Source organism: Gracilimonas mengyeensis, assembly GCF_900182705.1.
GTDB lineage: Bacteria > Bacteroidota > Rhodothermia > Balneolales > Balneolaceae > Gracilimonas > Gracilimonas mengyeensis.
The window spans coordinates 517391-541023 of sequence record NZ_FXTP01000001.1 but is presented as its reverse complement, the minus strand read 5'-3'; the positions used below and the strand labels follow the sequence as shown (position 1 = coordinate 541023).

The 23633-nt window shown below is 43.2% G+C and carries 10 protein-coding genes; 9 read left to right on the top strand and 1 reads right to left on the bottom strand.

Annotation, left to right across the window (positions count from 1 at the left end; translation table 11 throughout):
• Window positions 1–126: 126 nt before the first annotated feature.
• From FN815_RS02170 to FN815_RS02160, 3 genes are all read left to right on the top strand, one after another.
• On the top strand, window positions 127–2400 hold the full coding sequence (locus FN815_RS02170) for a family 43 glycosylhydrolase (RefSeq protein ID WP_142452944.1): 2274 nt from the start codon (window positions 127–129) through the stop codon (window positions 2398–2400).
• Window positions 2401–2491: 91 nt separating this feature from the next.
• Entirely contained in the window at window positions 2492–4114 is a 1623-nt protein-coding gene (locus FN815_RS02165) for a T9SS type A sorting domain-containing protein (protein WP_142452943.1), read from the top strand.
• 261 nt (window positions 4115–4375) lie between these two features.
• Window positions 4376–6520, top strand: coding sequence for a T9SS type A sorting domain-containing protein (locus tag FN815_RS02160; RefSeq protein WP_185957136.1), 2145 nt, complete (start codon window positions 4376–4378; stop codon window positions 6518–6520).
• A 286-nt stretch (window positions 6521–6806) separates the two neighbouring features.
• Here FN815_RS02160 and FN815_RS02155 read toward each other — a convergent pair whose 3' ends face one another.
• Window positions 6807–8429 (bottom strand): glycoside hydrolase family 43 protein, encoded by a 1623-nt coding sequence (locus FN815_RS02155; protein WP_142452941.1) that lies wholly within the window; start codon window positions 8427–8429, stop codon window positions 6807–6809.
• A 163-nt stretch (window positions 8430–8592) separates the two neighbouring features.
• On the opposite strand from FN815_RS02155, the gene FN815_RS02150 reads away from it, so the two are divergent.
• The 6 genes from FN815_RS02150 to FN815_RS02125 all read left to right on the top strand — a co-directional run bounded on the left by FN815_RS02150 (window position 8593) and on the right by FN815_RS02125 (window position 23617).
• A complete protein-coding gene (locus FN815_RS02150) occupies window positions 8593–10197 on the top strand; it encodes a T9SS type A sorting domain-containing protein (protein WP_142452940.1) in 1605 nt (534 codons plus the stop codon).
• Between the two features lie 19 nt (window positions 10198–10216).
• A complete protein-coding gene (locus tag FN815_RS02145) occupies window positions 10217–11464 on the top strand; it encodes an SGNH/GDSL hydrolase family protein (protein ID WP_142452939.1) in 1248 nt (415 codons plus the stop codon).
• A 1244-nt stretch (window positions 11465–12708) separates the two neighbouring features.
• Entirely contained in the window at window positions 12709–15705 is a 2997-nt protein-coding gene (locus FN815_RS02140) for a SusC/RagA family TonB-linked outer membrane protein (protein ID WP_142452938.1), read from the top strand.
• 14 nt (window positions 15706–15719) lie between these two features.
• A complete protein-coding gene (locus tag FN815_RS02135) occupies window positions 15720–17354 on the top strand; it encodes a RagB/SusD family nutrient uptake outer membrane protein (RefSeq protein ID WP_142452937.1) in 1635 nt (544 codons plus the stop codon).
• A 98-nt stretch (window positions 17355–17452) separates the two neighbouring features.
• Complete coding sequence (locus tag FN815_RS02130) at window positions 17453–19411, top strand: glycoside hydrolase family 127 protein (protein ID WP_142452936.1); 1959 nt, start codon at window positions 17453–17455, stop codon at window positions 19409–19411.
• Window positions 19412–20563: 1152 nt separating this feature from the next.
• Window positions 20564–23617, top strand: a complete 3054-nt coding sequence (locus tag FN815_RS02125; RefSeq protein WP_142452935.1) for a SusC/RagA family TonB-linked outer membrane protein — start codon at window positions 20564–20566, stop codon at window positions 23615–23617.
• The last annotated feature ends 16 nt before the right edge of the window (window positions 23618–23633 follow it).

The following is a 23633-nucleotide window of genomic DNA, read 5'->3' as shown; positions in this document are numbered from 1 at the left end:
ACAAATTTTAAATAGTTTTTTAAGTGTAAAAATTACATTTTATAAAGGCAACAAAATAAAGGAAGCGCTTTTAAATTTTTTTATACTTCCATTGGTTATTGTATTACCGGAATAAGAATTAATGATATGATAAAGAAAATCTTACTCATCGTTTGCGCAGGAATCTTAGCTTTTTTGTCCTTTGAAGTCCACGCACAGTCTCCTTCTTTTGACACCTACGTAAATCCGATAATACCCGGGGATCATCCCGATCCTACACTTACCAAAATCGGTGATTATTTTTATACCTCAGGATCATCATTTAATCCAACTCCGAAAATTTACCGTTCTACCGACTTAGTGCATTGGGAAGTCATTGCCCAACCGGTTTCTCCTACCTGGTCGGTATATGGAGATAATGCAGGAGGCGGAATATGGGGTGGCCATATGGTTTGGTATAACGACAGCTACTGGCACTTTTTTGGTCGGGGAGGCGGTAGCATGTATTATGTAAAAGCGGATGAGCCCGAAGGCCCTTGGAGCGAGCCGGTACGAGTTGAAGTACCTGATGGTATATCTGCACTTGGTGTGGATAATTCAATTTTTATTGATGAAGAATATGGCAAGTGGTACCTCTTGGCCAAACACGGCCGTGAAAATAATCACATTGTGGAGTTAAATGATGAGGGACAGCCAACCGGTGAAATTTTGGATCTAACCTGGATGAATCCTGATGCCGAAGATAATCCTTATGGATGGGCTGAAGGGCCTGTGATGTGGAAAAGAGACGGTTGGTACTATTATAGCGTGGCCCAGCATTTGGCTGGCGTACAATATGTGATGAAAAGTGATACGCTCAGTGATGATCCGGAAGACTGGACGATTAAAGACGGAGGTATGCAATATGGAACCCGCTACCATTTCAATACGCCAAATCACATCTCACCGGCAGTGCAGCTGGATGACGGAACGAGCTGGGTGATTGGGCACAGTTACCATCAAGACTGGGTAACCCAGGGCCGGCAGGGCTTACTGCTTGAAATTACGTATGATGAAGAAGGATTCCCTGTATTTCAATATCCGCAAGATTCAGCGACGGATGCTCCTGACCTTCCAAGTGGAGGAACGCCCTGGATGGTTCCCAAGTCGGATATGTTTAATTCAGAAACCCTGGATCCGGAATGGTCTTTCCTGGGTAGAACTCCTGATTCTTATCATTCCCTTAGCGAGCGCCCCGGCTGGCTTCGTTTGTCTCCCAGCAGCCGGTCCTCAACCACGGTTATTAAAAATGATGGGGAGCATCAATATAGCCTGATTACCCGACTTGATTTTGAGGCAACATCTCGTTTGCATGAAGCTGGTTTGTGGATTCTCAATGGTCCTGAAGACCTGCAGGTGAAGCTGGTAAGTTCGACCAATACAGATGGAGAAAAGGTGGTTCGATTCAGCTTTAATGGCCGTGAATATGAGGAAGAAAACACCATTGGTTCCACTTTATGGCTGAAGCTTGAACGTGATGAACATGACATGTACGGTTTTTTTAGTGAAGATGGCGATACCTGGTTTCAGGTCGGCAATCGCATTGATGCTACCGAATTAAATGTTGAACAAACAGACTTTAACAGCTTTACAGGTAACCAGCAGGGCTTGTATGTGTACGGAAATGAGGCCTTTTTTGATCTCTATATATACCGCGATGCCTACTCCTTTATTGATGCCCGGCATCCTGTTAATCATTCGGGAGTAGAAAAAGAGTCGGAATACCTTGGAGAGATTCATAATGGCGACTGGGCGCTTTTTGCCGGTGTGGAATTTGGAGACGAAACCCCACCTTCAGCCGGTTTTGATTATCAGCGCACGCCTGACGAATTAAAAATTGAAGGCTCCAGCGCCAGCAATGGAGGAACAATTGAAGTATGGCTGGATTCCATCGGTACGGGCCAGAAAATTGCCGAGCAGACGATTGAAAACACCGGCAGCTGGGATACCTGGATTGAATTCACTGCCCAGGTGGACTCCATTAGCGGCCGGCACGACGTATATTTGTATTTTACCGGAAATGAAGGAGAAGAATTATTCCGATTGAAGCAGTTCCGGTTCACTCCCAAGAGAGTACCGCTGGCTACATCAAATGAAGATACTTTTTCAGGAACCCCGGACAGATATAAACTACAGCAAAATTATCCAAATCCTTTCAATCCAACTACCGAAATCAGCTATCAGTTACCCAAAACCAGCATGGTCTCGCTCAAGGTGTATGATATGTTGGGTCGGGAGGTTGCTGAACTTGTAAATCATCGACAAGGGGCTGGTAGTCATCAAGCCCGGTTTGATGCTTCAAACCTCTCCAGCGGCATGTACATTTACCGGCTGAAAGCAGGTTCCTTTATACAAACACGTAAAATGATGTTGATAAAATAGCAGAAAGTTCCAGTATTTCAGCTCTTTTCCATCATAATTAGATGTTAACAAAAAACTTAATTCCTCAATCACAATTCAAACAATTAGATTAATGCCTTTTAAAAAGTTACTATTTAGAAAATATCCACAGCTGTTCCGGTTTTTATTTGCGGTATCAGTAGTGGTTTTATCATCTACTACAATTTTTGCTCAGTCCGGTGATGGAGATGTCGTTGTTTATGTAGACAGTACGGCACAGTTCATCAGAGGATTTGGAGCAGCCAATATCGTGGACTGGTACGGAAACGATCCAACCATGGAAGAAATAGAGATGGCCTATGGCAATGACGAAGGTCAGCTTGGGTTCAATATTTTACGCCTTAGAATCAGCCCAAATCCTAACGACTGGGACAACGGCAATCAGGTTGAAACCGCAAGACGTGCTCATGAACTGGGTGCCCTGATTTGGGCCGCTCCATGGAATCCGCCTGAATCAATGGCTATTTATTATGACGAAGCGGATGGTAGTCCTCAGCGTAAAGTAGATCCCGAAAAGTATGCAGAGTATGCAGAGCACCTTGAAGCCTTTAATGTCTACATGGAGGAACGCGGAGTACCTTTATATGGCATATCGGTACAAAACGAACCGGACTATGCTGATGACTGGACAGAATGGGAACCTGAAGAAATTGTGACTTTCCTGAGAGATCATGCCCCTTCAATCAACAGCCGCATTATTGCACCCGAATCTTTTCAGTTCAGACGAAATTATTCCGATCCAATCTTGAATGATTCCCTCGCATTAGCCCACACCGACATTATTGGTGGCCATATTTATGGCGGCGGCTTATCTGCCTATCCGTTGGCGGAAGAAAAGGGTAAAGAAATCTGGATGACTGAGCATTATACCACCAGCGACCGTTCTGCCAACATATGGCCGGATGCTCTTGGGGTTGGTGATGAAATCCAGCAGGTTATGAAAGCAAACTGGAATGCATACATCTGGTGGCAGATAAAAAGATATTACAGTCCCATTCATGATGGAGTAGATGCCGATACCGACAGTTACGAGGATGATGCAAGAAGTGGCACCATCACCAAACGTGGCTATGTTATGGGACAATACTCCAAGTTTATCCGCCCGGGGTATATCCGGTTACATAATGATGAGCCCGTAGGACGAGGCTTGATGAGGGTTACCGCCACTGCTTTTATTGACTCTGCTTCCTCAAAATTGGTTATCGTTGCCGTTAATGGTGAAAATGCTGACAAAGATATCAACTTTATTGTAGATGGTGCAGATGCTCAACTATTTAACCAATACCGAACCAGTGAAACGGAGGATATAGAAGAGTTGGAAAGTATTGAAGCTACAGATAACCGCTTCATGACAACCTTGCCTGCCAACAGTATCACCACTTTTGTGTCTTCTGACATTGTAGTATCAAATGAGCAGTTGGTTGAAGCCCCTAATGCTTATCAGTTGGAGCAGAACTATCCCAACCCTTTCAACCCAAGTACTACCATTAAGTATCAGCTACCTGCCAGCAGTGAAGTTTCACTTAAGGTGTATGATATGCTGGGACGTGAAGTGGCCGACTTGGTGAATGGCCGACAGGCAGCCGGAGCGCATCAGGCACGTTTTGATGCTTCAAACCTCTCCAGCGGCATGTACATTTACCGTCTGCAGGCCGGTTCTTTCGTGGAGACACGTAAAATGATGTTGATTAAGTAATCATTTGGTGTGGTTACCATAACTAAGTAAGGAGGAGTATTGCTCCTCCTTATTTTTTATTTTTGTTGATAGTCATACTCTTTTCGGGGTTTATCAACAGAAAAATGCAAGGTTAATATACAGGTCTTAAAACTCTCCTAACTGTAAAACCCGCTCATCTAAAATCGCAATTCAATGAAAAAAGTAAGCTGCTTACTAAGTACTTTAAAACCCTGCTATCTGTGTTTTTTTGCACTCATATTTACTTATAGCATTTCAAATTTGCAGGCACAAACACCCGATGTGGTTCATGGTAACCTCATACAATTTAATGACAACGGAGCCTGGTGCTGGTACCAGGACGAACGTGCAGTAATCGATACTGTTGGCGGCAAGATGGTGCTCGGATCTATTGCCAGCGGTGATGGCTTCGGCCGCAATGCCCGAAACGGTCAGGTAGAGGGCGTCGTTTTTGATCTGGCCAGCCGGCAGGGGGAACGAACGGTTTTCAGGAATACCTACACAGATGACCATAACGTACCAGCTTTTCTGATTCGTCCGGATGGAAAATACATGGCCATGTATTGTGATCACTATGACAATAGAAGCCGATACCGTATTTACGAAAACGGCGAATGGGGAGAGGAGCAACATTATACGTGGCCGGAAGTATCTAATGACAAAACCTATTCCAATTTGTATTATCTGTCGGATGAAGAGCGTGTTTATAACTTTTCCCGTGCCGATCGCAAGAATCCTCATATGATGATATCGCAGAATCAGGGCGATACCTGGAGCTACGGCGGTCAACTTTCGGAACCCTATCAAGGGGAAGAAGTGGGCTATGTAAATGGCTACTTCAAATACTGGGGCAATGGCAAAGACCGCATTGATTTCATCGCTACGGAATATCACCCCAGAGATTTTAACACCAGTATGTACCACGGATATATAAAAGGAGGGATGACCTTCAATTCTTTTGGAGATACGCTGGATTTTGATATCACTGATCAAAGTGCACCCACACCTGCTGATTACACTACCGTGTTTGCCGCCGGAACTGAAGTGAACGGCAACGATATGAACAAGGTGTGGAATAATGATCTGATGGCCTATGATGACGGGACTGTTGCGGCATTAATTAAAACCCGCATTAATGATCTGAACTCGAATGATCCGGATCATGCCTTCTTCTACAGCCGTTTTGATGGAACGGAATGGAGCTATACCTATTTAGGCAAAGCCGGTAAAAAAATGTACGGCAGCGAGCAGGATTATACGGGACTGGGAGCTCTCGATCCCAATGATCCAACCACCATTTATATCTCTACACCGTTCGATCCTCGAGATCAGGATACCGATTTGGGCGTACACGAGATTTTTAAAGGAGTGACTGCCGATGGAGGCGAAACCTGGGAGTGGTCTGCCATCACCCAAAATTCTACCCGGGATAATTTTCGCCCGATCATTCCTCAATGGAATAATGAAAATACAGCATTGCTTTGGTTTAGAGGATCCTACTATGCAGCTCATAACTTTGATGCGGCCATTGTGGGGATGGTTATCGAAAACAAAGAAGCCCCACTCATGAATTACCTGGATGCCAACCGGGCAAACACCGAACCTGTTGACTCCAACGAAGAGGCCTTCGTAGAAAGCTCTTCAGAACCGGAAGGACGGGCCGATAACCTCTGGCAGGAATTAACCGGCTTAGGCAACGGAGGTTCGGTATTTATATCCTCCGAAAGTGGAGATGAAGATGCTCCAATGCTTATGACTACCATTGAGTTTGAAGAATCTGGGATGCATGATGTTTGGGTAAACTTTTGGGCAGACCCAAACCACGATTGGCGCATTAAAGCAGGGCTTTCTGTAGAGGAGATGCAAACCTACCGCCACATGGCTTCCCAATCTGTTAATGCTGAGGATTATGCCTCTGCACTCTTGGTAGACAGTGACAACATGTATCTCTACCAGGCATATCTGGGGCGTATTGATGCGGTAGCTGGCGAGAGCTATGCCATTTATATCGACGACAATGCTGCTGAAGTTGGATCGGATACAAGGGACCGGGTAGATACCGAACAGACCCTGTATGATGGCATTAGCACAACTGCCGCTGTTCAGCAGGCTACCAGCATTGCTGAGGGTTCCAATCAGCCGATCGATTTCAAACTGCAGCAAAATTATCCGAATCCCTTCAACCCGAGCACATTGATAAGTTATGAGTTGCCAGTGAGTGGTGAAGTGAGCCTGAAAGTGTTTGATATGTTGGGCAGGGAGGTTGCTACATTGGTGAATGAAGTGAAAGCTTCCGGAGAACACATGATTAGTTTTGATGCTTCCGGTCTAACCAGCGGAACCTATTTTTATCGTTTAAGTGCTGGTGATTTTACTAACGTTAAGAAGATGACGGTGCTTAAGTAACAATCATAATATTGAGGATGTAATAAAAGCCTTTAACCTTACTCCAAAAATTCCTCGAAGCTTTTCGGGGAACAGGAGAAAGTTAAAGGCTTTTTATTTTCTATTATGCGACGAGCCTCCTTTGTGAAGATAATTGCTACTATAGTCACTCATTATCGCTGACAACCCAAAGTAAGCAACAATACTGTAGGTGGCTTCAGTCTGTAAGGGAAGGTCATTTTCATTTGCACAAACATACAAGGTAAAAAAGAAAAGACCGATAAAAGCTTAGCTAGTCTTATAAAGCTCAATTGCCATAAAGAGCCATGATGAAATCACTGTAAGAATTGCCTTCTTCGTCCGACATCAGCTTACGGTTCATCCAGGCAGCACCTTCTGAATAGATATCTCCCTGACTGTGCCGCCATAATACCGGAGCAGAACCCGATACGCCTTGAAGTTCAAATACATAGCTTTGGCCGGCTTCCAGCACAGGCCGACGATCCTCTGGTAATTCAAAATGAAGTACTCCCGGAGCCTGCGGCTTGTAATTGATATAAAGGTTTTCTTTTGCCCCTAATAAATTATCGGTAATGGTGTAGGTAGTATCAGTGTCCATTTCAAGTTGGTACAGGGAAATATTAACCTTGCTGTTTGCCCCGGTACCAAATCCATCCCCGGCGTAAATGCCTATTTCTTCGAGTTTGAAGTCAGAATCGGGCGTGAAGGTCTGTCCCATGCTGCTAACTCCATTTTCCGCATTGAAGCTTGTTGAGTTAGTGCCGGATTGGTATGGATTGTCGGCAGTTTGCAGAACCGTTTTATTTGGCCAGCTTGTAGCTGCTGTGGCAACATTTTGAACCACCTTTATGTCAGTATCAACGGTAACCAATGAATCATCAGGATTATAAACCGGAGCTACATATTCGGAAGGCTTATTTGGCGGGATACTTAACGCCTCCATTGTTTTTTCGATGGGCTTTATGGTTCCATCTTCATTATAGTATAAATACTCAATAGAAACCGCACGCCGGCCAATGGCTCCGGATTCATCCCCAATGGTTAATTGCCCCGTGTGATAAAAGAAATACCACTGATCTCCAAATTCAATAATAGCGGGATGTATGGTGTAGCTATGCTCTGTTCGGTCGGTGATAATGCCGCGATAGGTCCAGGGGCCTGTGATTTCGGGTGCGGTAGCATAGCATATTTTTTCCCACATATTCTGATGGGCAAAACAGGCATAGCTCAGATAATACATATCTTCACGTTTATGTATCCACGGACCTTCGGTAAAATTGGGTAGATAGAGTTCCTGTATTTCTCCATCAATTTCAGTCATATTGGGCTTCATCTTGGCCAGGTACAGATGGAGGTTGCCCCAGGCAATCCAGGTAGTACCGTTATCATCTGTGAAAGCAGTGGGATCGATGTCGTCCCAATCGTAGGGATCTTCTGGAGTAGGAGTCATGGAATCTACCACCAGCGGTTTTCCAATGGCATCCTTAAAAGGGCCGGTAGGCTTATCGGAAACCGCCACACCAATGGCATCTCCTTCGGTATTCTTATCAATGGTGGTAGTATAAAACCAGAATTTCCCATTTTTTTCTATAACCTGAGAAGCCCAGGCATTACCTTCCGACCAATCGAAGTCCAACGCTTGCATGGCCGGACCGTGGGCTTCCCAGTTTTTCATATCGGTAGAGGAGTAGACCAGCCATTCGTCAATATTGAACATCTCATCCCCGGTGGCTATATCATGTCCAACATAAAGAAACACCGTATCCTGATAAACCAGTGGCGCGGGATCGGCCGTAAAAACATCACGTATGATAGGATTTTCGCCGGGAACATGTTCTTGTGCAAAGCCCGTATAGGAGACCCCCATTAAAATAATTAAGCAGATGAAAAGTTTTACTAATCGTTCCATAATTATTCCTATTCTGTTTTTTGTTAACTCCTATAATCCACCAAAATTAAGTGTATAAATTACAATTAAAATTTATATTGTTGAAACCGCTTTTATTTCTTAAAACCTCACTCATTCGGCTGATTTTTAAAAAAAGAGCCGTTCATAAAAATTGTTTTAAATAATGATCACTCGTCTATATAAACTGTTAACACTTGCTTTAACTTTTTTCAGTCTGTTTACTTTTTGTTTTTATCCTTCAAATGCTTCGGCGCAATCAAATGCAGATGTGGTTGTGTACATGGATAGTACAGCCCAGCTCATCCGGGGATTTGGAGCCGCCAATATTGTAGGGTGGCGTCCTGATTTGTCGGAAGAAGAGGTGGAGAAGGCTTTTGGGATGGAGGAAGGTCAGCTTGGTTTATCTATTCTGCGTATTCGTATACCACCAAACGAAAATCAATGGAGTAGCAATCTGGCAACCGCTCAAAAAGCTCATGAAATGGGAATTAAGATTATAGCGTCTCCCTGGAGCCCGCCGTCCGACATGAAAACCAATGGCGATCTGGTAGGCGGGCACTTGCGAGAAGACGCCTACGCCGACTATGCGGATTTTCTGAACCGTTTTGCAATATATATGGAAGAAAATGATGCGCCCCTTTATGGCATCTCTATTCAAAATGAACCGGATATAGAGGTAAGCTATGAGTCCTGTGATTGGACGCCAGAGGAGATGACCAATTTTATGCGTGATCATGCCAGCTCCATTGAAGCTACCAGGGTTATTGCCCCGGAGTCTTTTCAGTTTAGAAGGGAGATGTCTAATCCTATTCTAAATGATTCACTGGCTGCTGCTAACCTGGATATTTTAGGCGGACATATTTATGGGGGAGGAAATGCCCGTTATCCTTTGGCCGAAGAAAAAGGTAAGGAAATCTGGATGACCGAATACCTGATGAACCTCGGAACAGGTAATTCAGGATCCGATTCCTGGAGTTCGTATAGTGAGGCTGAAATCTGGGAAGAAACCATTGATATGCTGGTATCCATTAATAGCTCTATGAGAAACAACTGGAATGCTTACATCTGGTGGTACCTGCAGCGTTATTATTCCTTTATCGGAGATGGGGATGAAGGCACAACCGACGGTGAAATTCTAAAACGAGGATATGCTTTTTCTCACTTTTCACGATTTATCCGTCCTGGTTTTGAGCGAGTACATTCTTTTGGGCCGGCTGGCAGGGGGCTGATCCGGGTGTATGCCACAGCGTATAAAGATGGCGATAAACTGGTTATTGTAGCCATCAATGATGAACCCGGAGACAAAGAACTTACTTTTGAGGTAGAGGATGGTACACCTATGACCTTGGAGCAGTACCGTAGTAGTGTATCACAAAATGTAGAGCAACTGGAAGATGTAGAAGTTTCAGGACGACAATTTACGATTAGTATGCCCTCTGGAACGGTAACTACTCTTGTAGCCGATTACTTGCCGGTTTCCAATGAGAAGGAACAGGGAAAGCCGACTTCTTTTGAGCTTAAGCAAAATTATCCAAACCCGTTTAACCCTTCTACAGTTATTAGTTATCAGTTACCGGTGAGCAGTGAAGTTTCATTAAAAGTGTTTGATATGTTGGGAAGGGAAGTGGCTTCCTTGGTAAATACAAGACAATCAGCTGGAGCACATCAAGCCAGTTTTGATGCTTCAAGTTTATCCAGCGGTATGTATATTTATCGGCTCCAAGCCGGGAGTTTGGTGCAAACCCGGAAAATGATGTTGATCAAATAAGCAAAAGGAATACATAGTTATGATAAAGATCAGAATGGAATCATCAACTGCCGTTGTAGTCTTGATTGGTTTGATGGCAATGATAGGATTTAGCGCATGCACTCAAACTCAACAGACGGGAGAAGAAATGGAATGGTTGGGGGCCTGGAGTACGGCCCAACAGCTGGTGGAACCACGAAATATGCCACCTGAACCCGGTTTGTCTGGCAATACCATCCGGCAGGTGATACAGGTAAATATGGGAGGGGATACGCTTCGCCTGAGTCTTTCCAATGCTTTTGGAACTAAACCTGTAGCTATTCACTCGGTACACGTGGCACAGTCTACCGACAGCAGTGCCATCGACGCCGGTACAGATTTGGCTCTCAGTTTTGATGGAGAGTCTTCCGTTACTATTCAGCCTGGTGAACGGGTTTTTAGTGAACCATTTTCGTTTGATCTGGAGGCACTTTCCAGGCTGTCTATAACTATGCATGTAGATAGTGTATCCTCTGATTTAACGGGGCACCCCGGCTCTCGGACTACTTCATATATTGTAAATGGTGATGCAGTTTCTGCCGAAAATATGCCCAATGCGGCCCAGACGAATCACTGGTATTTAATTGATGCTATTGATGTAAAAGCTCCGGAGCATTTTGCTGCTGTAGCTGTGTTGGGCAACTCCATCACCGACGGACGTGGTTCGGGTACCAATAAACAAAACCGCTGGCCCGATGAATTAGCCAAACGTCTGCAGGCAAATGATAGCACCGATCATATTTCAGTATTGAACCAGGGGATAGGCGGTAATTGCGTATTAAAAGCTTGCCTTGGACCCGCAGCTGTAGATCGCTTTGAACGAGATGTGCTGGATCAGCCGGGCGTAGAATGGCTGATTATCCTGGAAGGTATCAACGATATTGGCGGGGTGAGAAGCGAAGAACATGCAGATCAGGTAGTGAGTGATTTAAAAGCTGCATATAAGGAAATGGTTGAAAAGGCTCATCAGGAAGATATAAAAGTGTATGGGGCTACTTTGATGCCGTTTGGAGAATCATTTTACGATCGGCCCGAAAGTGAACGTGCACGGCAGGAAGTAAATGACTGGATTAGAAACAGCGGGGTGTTTGATGCAGTTATAGACTTGGACAAGGCGCTTGGAGATCCAGAAAATCCAACCCAGTTACTTCCTAAAGGTGATACCGGTGATCATCTTCACCCTAATGAAACCGGGCACCGCCTGATTGCCGAAGCTATTGATCTGAGTTTGTTTCTCGAGGAAGAATAATGGAATACATAAGCGGCTAACACCTGAAATAATATAGCCATAAAAAAAGTTATCACGGCCCTTATCATAGGGACAGTTGTTTGTGGCTATTCTCCCTAAAGTCCAACCAGAGCCAGAATTAAAATTCTCGGTTCGGCCATCAGGAGATGTCGTTAAGCTCTATCTATTTGAGCTGGAAAATTGGGATGCCAGGGCATGGATGAAGAGCCAACTCCTTATACTGGTTTTGATGGACGCTGGGACCAGAGTAAGGCAGGCCTAATTCTCATCCTTTTTATTCCATTCTCAGATTGATCCTATGAGTGAAACTTGGTTGAGCTCTTCTTGATACAAATTCCAAAATCGATAAATTACTGGAAGCATTTTCTGCATTTTCGTGCAAATATTACCTGCTTATCAATGTCATAAATGGCTATTCAACGTGAGTTCGATATAAGAATGACACGAAAATAGGCCTGTCATCCCGGTCAAGATGTAGCGCAGCGGAATCGCATAACCGGGATCTCCCGGCACATGGCGTAGTACTCATCATTACCTCGTTGTTGCCCAGCGTTGCCGGTAGTTAGGAGATCGCGGGTCTGGTCCCACGATGACTACCCATCACAGATTCTGTCATCTCTGCAATAATATTGTTTCGGTTTTGGTCAAAAATAACGGCTCAAGATGATGGGTTTTATATCGAACTCACGTTATTTAAGAAATTAAAAGTTTTCAGGATTTAAGTCATTCGCTCTCTGATATACAAAAAGCCTAAAAAAATAGGAGAGTTTTCATGCATGCAATTACAAAAGAAAAAGCTTTTTATAAAATAACATCCGTAAATAAATGAGGCGTAATGATTTAAAATGTTAAAAACTTAAGTTTTTAAAAATTTAAAGTTCAAAAATTTAAGAAAAGCTCTTTCTGTAAAGATTAGTAAAAAAATTTTAGCATAGTGCTTGCATCTTACAGGGTATTTCTCCAAAATATTAAGTGTCAAATAGACACCAATTATTGATTGTCTGATTCTGCTATCGAAAAATGCTTTTTATTTGGAAAAAATTGGAAGCGCTTTTGTTTTTTGGAGACATATCGGGTGATTTTTTGAGCTCTAAATATGTTGGACTCAGGCTTCTCTAATTGAAAACGGAATAAAAACAAATGAGCAGTTAGTAGGAGGTACTTAACTAGTTATTGTGCGGTGTAGCTGGGTTAATTTTGGTCTGCCTACTGTCTATCTCAACCAAATTTAAAACAGAGGTAATATGAAAAAAGCTACTTTTTATGCCACGTGCCTAACCGTGTTTTCGCTGGTACTTCTCTGGCAGGGGACCGTGATCGCACAGCAAGTATCTGGCGTTGTTACAGATGCAAGCACCGACGATACTTTGCCCGGTGTGAATATAAAAGTTAAGGGTACCACCATGGGGGGTACTACGGATTTAACTGGTACATACCAATTGACAGTCCCTTCACTTAACGACACCCTGATTTTTTCGTTTATAGGCTTCGAAACTTTAGAAGTACCTATTGATGGAAGGGAAGAAATAGATATCGAACTATCGCCCATGTCCCTAACAGGAGAAGATATTGTGGTAGTAGGATATGGAACCATTAGCAAGGATGAAGTAACCAGTTCGGTTTCTTCAATTAATTCTGATGATTTTGTTACCGGGAATGTGAAGGATGCCGGCCAGTTGATTCAAGGTAAAGTGGCAGGTTTAACCATTGCATCCCCAAGTGGAGATCCTACCAGCGGTTCTGAAATCAAACTGCGTGGAAATACCACCTTATTGGGTGCCAACCCCAATCCGCTTATTCTGATTGACGGGATCCCTGGTAACCTGGAAACGGTAGCTCCACAGGATATTCAATCCATTAACGTTCTAAAAGATGGTTCTGCGGCAGCAATCTACGGTACCCGTGGCTCAAATGGAGTGATTCTCATTACCACAAAAGGAGGAACGGGAGATTTTGAGCCTTCAGTTACTTTCTCAAGTACGGTTAGCACTCAGACCATTGCAAATAGTCTGGATGTATTAACAGCCAAAGATTACAGAAATCAAATTGATGCCGGCCTAAGAGATGCTTCCTGGGATAAGGGAAGTTCTACCGACTGGTTGGACCAAGTTACCCGGACTCCTATAAGTCAAACGCATAACATTTCGTTTAGCGGAGGCACAATCAGCACCAATTACTATGCAAATGTAAACTTCCAGGATGAAGAAGGTATTTTCAAAAAATCAGACAATGAGACATTGAGGCTGAGAGCTGAAGTGAATCATTTGATGTTTGATGACAAGGTGAAGTTGAATGTTAGCGCCTTAAATTCAAGAAATACTTACGTAACTACCGGAGACGGGGCCAGTTTTAACGGATATACTTACCGGCAGGCGATTATTTACAATCCGACTTCTCCCGTGAAGAATGATGATGGCACCTGGTATCAGCAGTTGGGTAACTTCAACTACGAAAACCCGCTTTCAAGACTTGAAGAAACAGATGGTGAAAACCATAATGAAAATTCACGAATAAGCGGAACGCTCACATATACTCCTGTAAATAATGTAAGACTGAAAGCCGTTGGCTCGTTCAGCAAGTACAATCAAACCAGGGGCTATTATGAAACCAAACAACATCCAAGGACGGTACGTGATGGTTTGAATGGATTTGCCTCCAACGGGGCAGAGGAAGGTACCGAGCAACTGCTTGAGCTAACCGGTGAGTATACTAACACCTTTTACGGATCTCATGACATCGATGTATTAGGCGGTTATAGTTACCAGGAGAATATGTTTAAAGAAAACTGGATGCAGAACTGGGACTTTCCAACTGATGCTTTCACCTACAACAATATTGGTATAGGTAAAGCTTTTAAAGAAGGTTTGACCGACATTTACAGCTATAAGCATGTAACCAATCTGATCAGCTTTTTTGGCCGTGTAAATTACGATTACGACAATAAATACCTGCTGATGGGTAGTCTTAGGTATGAAGCTGCCAGCCAGTTATATGGTACTGATAGTCCCTGGGGACTTTTCCCAGCCATCTCTGCAGGTTGGAGAGTGACGGCTGAATCATTTATGTCTGAACAGAACATTTTTGATGACCTCAAGCTCCGCGTAGGATACGGGGTAACAGGAACACAGCCAGAAGACCTGTTCCTGGGTTTAGCCAAGCTTGGATATCAGGATTATGTATACACGAACGGAGCATGGAACCGTACGCTGACTCCAACCCAGAATCCTAATCCGGATTTACAATGGGAAGAAAAAGAAGAGCTCAACTTTGGTGTTGACTTCATGATGTTAAACGGTCGTTTAAGCGGTAATGTGGATTATTACATTCGTGACATCAACGGTCTGCTGTATGACTACCCGGTTCCTAGCCCTCCAAACCTTTATGGTACCACCCGTGCCAACGTAGGTACCATGCAGAATAAAGGGGTAGAAGTGTTGCTGGAAATTATCCCGGTTCAGTCCAAAGACTTCAGCTGGACTTCAAGCATGAACTTCTCTACGAATTCCAATAAGCTTAAAAGCTTGTCTAACAACTTATACGAAGCCACAAACGATTACTTCACCACAGGTTATACTGGTGAGCCTCTTCAAACCTTCACCCACCTTGTACAGGTTGGGCATGATATCGGTGATTTTTATGGCTACAAAGTTATTGATGTGGATGAAAATGGAGCCTGGATTTACGAAGATGCAGACGGCAATGCCGTTCCGTATAGTGAATTCAATCATTCCTTTGAAAACAAACAGCGATTAGGAAACGGTTTGCCCGATTGGTATGCAGGTTGGAATAATACCTTCAACTACAAAAATTGGGATCTGAGTATTGCCATGCGAGGAGCATTTGATTTCCAAATTCTCAACTTCTCCCGCATGTTTTATGAAAACCCATCTATTCAGGAATACAACCGCCTGAGTTCAGCTTATGATCCTGTATTTGGCAGAGAGATACTGAGTTCTGATATGCCGCTTGAATTCAACAGCTACTATGTTGAAGACGGAGACTACTGGAAGGTTGATAATATCACCCTGGGTTACCAGATACCGGTCTCTGCTGCTAAGTATTTCAAGTCTATAAGGGTGTACGCTTCTTCTCTGAATACATCTGTATTCACAGATTACAAAGGAATAGATCCTGAAGTGACCTTATTTGGTGACGGTAATGGGTTGGCTCCTGGTAATGATTACCGGGACAAGTACCCGACTACCCGCACATTTACACTTGGAATTGACATCAAATTTTAGATAAAGGATTTATTATGAAAGTGATCAAATTAAACAGACATAAAGGAATTTGGATCATTCTTGCAGCATTGCTGCTGCCTTTGGGATGTACCGAATTAGCAAATGATAGCTATAACGAAATTATTGTTAGTGAGTTTGAAGCTGGCGCTGACGATGTAACTGCCATTATTGGACAGGCTTATGTACCGTGGAATGCCATTGTATTACAATGGAATGGCCTTTGGCGGGCACAAGAAATCACCGCTGACCAAATTGTGATCCCAGCGCGACCCAACGGCTGGGTTGATGGTGGAATTTACCGCAGGTTGCACGAACACAGGTGGACGGCCGACAACGCGGTAGCTTCTACGGTATGGGACAGAACCTATTCCGCTATTACCACTACAAACCGGGTACTCTATCAAATCGAGTCTGGAGCCATTGAGCTTCCCCAGGAAGAACAGGCAGCTGCTATTGCTGAAATAAGAGTACTTAGAGCGGCTTATTATTACATACTTCTTGATTTGTATGGTAATGTTCCGATTGTAGATAGGTTTGATGTGCCTGAAGGATTCTTGCCTGAGCAAAACACACGCCAAGAGGTGTATGATTTTGTAGTAAACGAAATTACTTCAAACATTGACTTACTCAGTGAGGAAAACAACCAAACTACCTACGGCAAATTCAACAAGTGGGCGGCTCATACCTTACTTGCAAAAGTGTACCTGAACGCTGAAGTATATACCGGCACTCCAGCCTGGAATCAGGTGATTGAGCATACCAATGCTGTCATCAACTCAGGAGCTGGTTATGCCTTAGAGCCTGTTCAGAAAAATGTATTCGTGACGGAAAATCAAAATTCCAGCGAAATCATTTTTGCGATTCCAATTGATGAAAAGTATACCGACAACTGGAACGCTTTTGATATCCATATGCAAACATTACAGCCTGCAAGTCAGGCAACGTATGAGCTGTTATCAGGTCCATGGGGTGGAATGTGTGGTATTCCCCAGGCCATCAACACTTATGATACGCTTGATGCACGCTATACCGATAACTGGATAATGGGTCAGCAGTATTCCTCCAGCGGTGATTCTCTGTTTGCTACTTTAGGAGAGGGTGCAGGTTTACCCCTGGATTACATCAACGAAGTACCTGGTGTAGATGAATCCTTAGGGATTCATGGAGTACGCTTGGGGAAATTCGAAATAGCCAAAGGGTCCTCCAATATCCTGAATAACGATTATCCGTTGTTCCGTTATGCGGATGTTTTAATGATGAAAGCCGAAGCATTGTTGAGAACAGGTTCAGCTGATCAGGCGGCTACCATTGTTACACAAATACGTGAACGAGCTTTTGATAACCCTGGAAGAGCCATCGTTACTGGCGCTGAATTGATGGGGGGTAGTGTATATGATTATGGTCGCAGAGATCATAACGTAACTACTCAGGAAGGTGGCGATGATATTCAGTATGGCCGTTTTTTGGATGAACTCGGATGGGAATTTAACCAGGAAGGACGACGACGTCAGGATTTAATCCGTTTTGGCGTGTTTACGGAGAAATCATGGTTTTCTCATGAGCCGAATGGGGACTATAGAGTATTGTTCCCGATTCCTACGAATGAGTTGAACACTAACCCAAATCTTAGTCAAAATCCGGGATACTAATTATTGCGCGAATAATTAGTACATAAATAATCAGCGGGTTGATCTGTTCTATGCAGATCAGCCCGCTATTAATTCAAAAGTAATGGCATATCTAAACAATGAAATACACGAACAAAAACTATAACACATATTTGATGAATCTTTGGTGGAGGGTCTCAATAGTTGCATTGGCAATGATTGTTTGCAATTCAACACTTTCTAAAGCTCAGGATGGAGATGACAGCCAGGTTAAATACCAGTTATTTTCGCTAAGTGATGTACAGCTGCTCGATAGTCCCTTTAAATCAGCGATGGAACTAAATGGTAAATACTTGCTAAAGTTAGATGCTGATCGCTTACTAGCTCCCTTTTTAAAAGAAGCGGGTTTAGATCCCAAAGCTCCCAATTATGGCGGATGGGAAGAACAGGGTGAGATGGGAGATGGTTTGGATGGCCATTCACTGGGACATTATGTGTCCGCTCTGTCAATGATTTACGCCGCAACGGGCAAACAAGAATTTGGGGAACGCCTGGATTATGTAGTGAATGAGCTGAGGCGGTCTCAAGAAGCTATTGGCACGGGGTATGTTGGCGGGGTCCCAAATGGAGAAGAGATTCTCAACGAAGTACGGACCGGAAAAATCGAAGCCGAACCTTTTGCCCTGAATGGAAGCTGGGTGCCGTGGTACAACCTCCATAAACTTTTTGCAGGCCTCAGAGACGCCTATCTATATGCAGATAATGAAGCCGCATTAGATATTTTGGTTGAACTGTCTGACTGGACCGTAGAATGGGCAAATTCGTTTTCAGAAGAACAATTTCAGGAAATCCTCAAGACAGAGTTTGGAGGGATGAAGGAAGTGATGGCGGATTTATATGCCATCACCCAAGAAGAAAAGTATGTAGAATTATCCCGGAAATTCACCGATCATAGCATTTTTGAGCCCCTGGCTGATAATGAAGACCGACTTGCAGGCCTTCATGCAAACACTCAAATTCCAAAGGTGATTGGTGATGCCCGGCTTTATGAGGTTTCCGGGGATACGGAAATGAAAGAAGCTGCCGAGTTCTTTTGGAAAACGGTTACAGAAAATCACACCTACGTAAACGGTGGAAACAGTGATGGTGAACACTTTGGACCTCCCAAGATAAAATCTGAACGACTGAGCAAATCCAGTTCAGAAACCTGCAACACGTATAATATGCTGAAGTTAACGCAGCATTTATCCCGGTGGAGCGCTCATCCTCAATATGCCGATTATTACGAAAGGGCCTTGTATAATCATATTCTGGCTTCACAAGATCCTCAAACCGGGATGTTTGCTTACTACATATCCATGGAGCCTGGTTACCACAAAATATTTAGTACTCCTTATGATTCTTTCTGGTGTTGTGTGGGCAGTGGTATGGAAAATCACACCAAGTACGGACGCTATATTTATATGCATGGCCAGGACGAATTATTTGTAAACCTTTTTATCCCCTCACAATTGGATTGGGAAGAGAAAGGGGTACGTGTGATACAAGAAACCAGCTTCCCAAAATCTGAATCAAGTACTTTCACGATACATACTGACGAACCCAAAGAGTTTAGCATTATGATGCGTCGACCTTATTGGGCAGGAGAGGATTTTGCCATTTCTGTAAATGGAAATAGCATTGAAATTGGAAGTGAGCCTAGTAGCTATATAGAAATAGCCAGGATTTGGAAAAACGGTGATACCATAGAAGTAACATTGCCAATGGAGACCCGCACAGAAAGCCTAAGCGGGGATGAGAATACCATTGCCTTTATGCATGGTCCCATTCTGCTAGCTGGCATAGTAGGGGAAGAAATACCCATTCAAAGTCAATATGCCCACAGTGAACAATACGAGTATTTTTCTTTACCTACGGTAGATGTACCTGATTTACAACCACAGACCAACTCTGTGCAGGGGTGGGTTGAAGGAACTTCAGAGCCGTTGCAATTTACTTTAACCAATGTAGGGGATGCCAATGATATTAGACTTGCTCCGTTCTATGAAGTAAATCATGATCATTATACCATTTACTGGAATCTTGATGAGAAGGACTGATGGTGTAGCATTACTTATCAAGTTGCGGATTCCATTTGAATATGGATGTAAAGTTGAACGTGCATCTGTTTTCATTTCAATCTAAACAAATACATACCAAAGCAAGCGTGTATTTGCAGAGAGGTTTACTCAAATGCTTTAACTGATACTGTTAAATACAGTTTGCTTAGATGAACAAAGGTTTGCCGGTTAGTAGCTTCCGGTAAGCCTTTTTTGTGATCAAAGGAATTTGAGATTCCTTTAATCTACTTACAGTGCAATCGAAGAAAGCGATTTTAGAAGAATAGCAGATCTCTTATAAGGCTTCAAAGTAGCAATGTGGTGCCTTATTATATAATGAGTACTTATAAATAAAGGGTATGGGGGGAAATAAAATGCAGGGAACTGAAAAAAAGGCTCTTCTGCATACCTATTCTTTTGTTGTAGATGGGGTGGGGCAAATAGTTCTAAAGGCATCTTCCAATATAGCAGGGTTGTGAAATTTTATGCAAGATCCCTCAATATTTTGAGCAAAAATAGACCGTAACAGAGGATAAATTGCTCATTCTGTGGAAGCACTTTTCGAAAATATGATGCCTTTTAAACTCCAGAAAAGCCATTCCCGCGACGCTCATTATTTAACAAAAAATTAGTTTCACTCTCCGGCCATCTTAGGAAAAATTAGAAAATCCTGATTTATTGCATCTTTTTACAGAAAAATAAAAGCAGACAAAAAAGCATTAATTCCTAAAAAAATTAAAAAATAAACTATTATAAACTAACTTAAATAGGCTTATTTAGGTTTTTCGTAATAAAATAAGCAGCAGTTTTTTTGTAAAATAATTGGATAAAAATGATAAATAGCGCTTGCATCTTGTTCGCTAAATCTTGAAAATAATAAGTGTCATTTAGACACCAATTATTGATTACCTGATATCACGATCAGGAAAGTGTCCGTTTTTTGGGTAAAAAGTGGAAGCGCTTTTCGATTTTGGGGAAAATAAGATGATTTATGAGCTCAAAATAAGTTGGACTTCAGGCTTCTCTAATTGAAAGACGGAATATTAATCTAAATAGTTAGTGAGTGGTGCTTAGTTATTATCTATGCGGAATCACTATACCAAGTCCACTGAGCTAGCTAACTATCTCAACTAAATCTAAAACAGAGGTAATATGAAAAAAGCTACTTTTTATGCTACATGCCTAACGATGTTCTCACTGGTACTTTTGTGGCAGGGAAATGTCCTTGCGCAGCAAGTTACCGGAGTGGTGACGGATGAAAGCAATGATGAAACTCTGCCAGGGGTTAACATCATCGTAAAAGGAACCATGACTGGTACCACTACTGACGTAAACGGACAATATGAACTTAATGCGCCTTCACTGAATGATACGCTGATATTCTCATATATCGGATTTCAAACGGTGGAAGTGCCTATTGACGGACGTCAGGAAATTGACGTTCAGCTTTCCCCCGTTTCTTTGATGGGTGAAGATATTGTTGTAGTAGGGTATGGTACTCAGCAAAGACGAGAATTAACCGGATCTATTAGCAGTATTGACGGGGATGACATGAAATCATATTCAACAAGCGACCCGGCAGACCTTATTCAAGGTCGGGTGCCAGGAGTACAGGTGAATAGTGACGGTCAGCCTGGTGCCGCTCCAAATATCCGTATTCGAGGTGTTGGTACTTTTGGTAATAATTCTCCGCTTTTTGTAATTGATGGTGTACCTGTAGGTACCAGCATCAGAGACTTTAACCCTAACGATATTACCTCTATTGAAATCCTGAAGGATGCTTCTGCTGCCGCTATTTATGGTTCAAGGGCTGCAAACGGGGTAGTACTGATTACCACCCAACAGGGGACAACAGATACTCCGCTTCAGGTTGAATACAGTGGATACTTCGGTATCGATGAAGTTTGGCAACGCATGCCCGTTACCGGACGCGAAGATTATCAAATGCTGGTTAATGAAGGCTTGAGAAATGCAGGAATGCCATTGGTAGCTGGTAACGATCCTAACAGCCCGCTTTACATTGATGATATTAACACTGACTGGCAGGAAGAAGGTTTAAAAACCGGACAGAGAATGAACCACAACCTGACCTTTTACGGTGGTGGCGAGAATACGACCTACAACCTCTCTTTAGATTATCTGGATTCTGAAGGAACCCTTGTTGGCCATGGTCCTGATTATGAGCGTTATTCAACCCGCTTAAACACCACTGCAGAAAAGGGTATTTTTAAGTTTGGTCAGTCGTTCTACTACACATATACCAACGAAAAAGCCCTAAACTACAATACCTCTGAGTTAACGGGTGGTCGTCCTCCAATGATTGTTGACTTGGTTTCCGCTATTCCAACGCTGGGCTTGTATGATCCCTCTGTTGAAGGTGGATGTGCAGGAACAGATCAAACGATTCACCGTGCGATTGTACTGAACGTACCTTGTACCAATCAATTGTTGGAAGGTGAAACGAACGTTAGCAGAACATTTGCTTCCGCATATGGTGAAGTAGATATTATTGACGATAATCAGCAAACACTGACTTACAAAATCAGTGGTAGTTACGATCGTACCAACGTACGTAACGTGAACTGGGTGCCTGAGTTTGTGCAAGGCTTCTTTTTCAGTAATGCTGCTGCTGACTTGAATGACGGCGAGAATACTTATTACACCGGCGTTGTTGAAAACACTTTAACATACGATCGTGAATTTGAGGGAAATCATGATGTTACCTTACTGGTTGGACATACTTACCAAAGAGGTGGAGGGATTTTCCGAAATGGTTATGCGGAAGGCTTCCCCAAACCATACTTTAAAGTACTGGATAATGGTAATACCAAGACTTCAAGCGGTTCAGAAAACGCGAATGCACTTGAATCTTACTTCACTCGTCTTAACTACAACTACGACGACCGGTACCTGCTGACTGCTACACTTCGCCGCGATGGCTCTTCAAGATTTCCTGAAGATAACCGATATGGTAACTTCCCATCTGCATCCGTAGGTTGGAACTTGCACAACGAAGATTTCTTTTCACTGCCTTCTTTTATCAATCAGTTGAAAGTGCGTGCCAGTTACGGACAGCTGGGTAACCAAAGTATTGGCGAATACCAGTACATTGGTACCATCAACACCAGTATCCCTTACAACTGGAACGGCAGCAAAGTGTTTGGTGCAACGCAAACTCAGGTAGTTAATACTGAAATTCAGTGGGAAACCAAGACTACTGCCAACATTGGTATTGATGCCAGATTCCTGAAAAATATGTTCGATCTAACCGCTGAGTATTACTCAAGCACAACTTCAGATATTCTGGTTGCAGTGCCTATCCCAAACACCACGGGTGCATTTGACCCGCCAACCGTTAACGCGGGTGAGCTGAGAAATTCCGGATTGGAATTAGCTCTTTCTTACAACAAAATGCAGGGTGACTTCACCTTCGATATCTCAGCCAACTTTAGCACGCTGAAAAACGAAGTACTGGCCCTTGGTGGTAACGATGAGCCCATCTACGGTGTAGGTACCAAAACAGAAGTAGGCGGGGAGATTGGCCGTCACTTTGGTCATAAAGTAGAAGGTATCTTCCAATCCCAGGAAGAGATTGATAACCACGCTTTCCAGAACAACGGCACTGCACCTGGCGACTTAAAGTTTAAGGACGTCAACGAAGATGGTGTGATTAATGCCGATGACCGTACGTACCTGGGAAGTGGCCTTCCTAAGTATACTTATGGATTGAACTTCACCGGTCAATACAAACAATTTGACTTCACCGTGTTTGCTTCCGGTATGGGAGGGCATAAGATTAACAGCCGTATTTACCGCTACCTGATGCTTACCAGTGATTATCTGAACTATCACGAAGATATGTTAGACCGCTGGACACCTGAAAACCGTGACACAAATATCCCGCGCAGGGTAGTAAATGACCCGAATAACAACGGTCGTGACTCGGATCGTGAAGGGTGGTTGCAAAATGGTACCTTCTTGCGAATCAACACGGTTGCAGTTGGTTATTCTCTGCCTCAAAGTGTACGAGAAATGGTTGGCGTGAAGAACACACGTGTGTACTTCCAGGTTCAAAACCTGTATTCCTTCCAGCACTACAAAGGATACAATCCTGATTTTACCGCCGGTACATTTGAACCTGGCTATGACAATGGCTCTTATCCTAAACCCCGATCATTCATGGTTGGTTTAGAAATTGGCTTCTAAAGCTTAATCAATGATT

Bases quoted from the DNA above. Each gene is read 5' to 3' on its own strand.
- FN815_RS02135 (WP_142452937.1), top strand. From the start codon at position 15,720: ATGAAAGTGATCAAATTAAACAGACATAAAGGAATTTGGATCATTCTT.
- FN815_RS02165 (WP_142452943.1), top strand. From the start codon at position 2,492: ATGCCTTTTAAAAAGTTACTATTTAGAAAATATCCACAGCTGTTCCGG.
- FN815_RS02125 (WP_142452935.1), top strand. From the start codon at position 20,564: ATGAAAAAAGCTACTTTTTATGCTACATGCCTAACGATGTTCTCACTG.
- FN815_RS02140 (WP_142452938.1), top strand. From the start codon at position 12,709: ATGAAAAAAGCTACTTTTTATGCCACGTGCCTAACCGTGTTTTCGCTG.
- FN815_RS02145 (WP_142452939.1), top strand. From the start codon at position 10,217: ATGATAAAGATCAGAATGGAATCATCAACTGCCGTTGTAGTCTTGATT.
- FN815_RS02170 (WP_142452944.1), top strand. From the start codon at position 127: ATGATAAAGAAAATCTTACTCATCGTTTGCGCAGGAATCTTAGCTTTT.
- FN815_RS02150 (WP_142452940.1), top strand. From the start codon at position 8,593: ATGATCACTCGTCTATATAAACTGTTAACACTTGCTTTAACTTTTTTC.
- FN815_RS02155 (WP_142452941.1), bottom strand. From the start codon at position 8,429: ATGGAACGATTAGTAAAACTTTTCATCTGCTTAATTATTTTAATGGGG.
- FN815_RS02130 (WP_142452936.1), top strand. From the start codon at position 17,453: ATGAAATACACGAACAAAAACTATAACACATATTTGATGAATCTTTGG.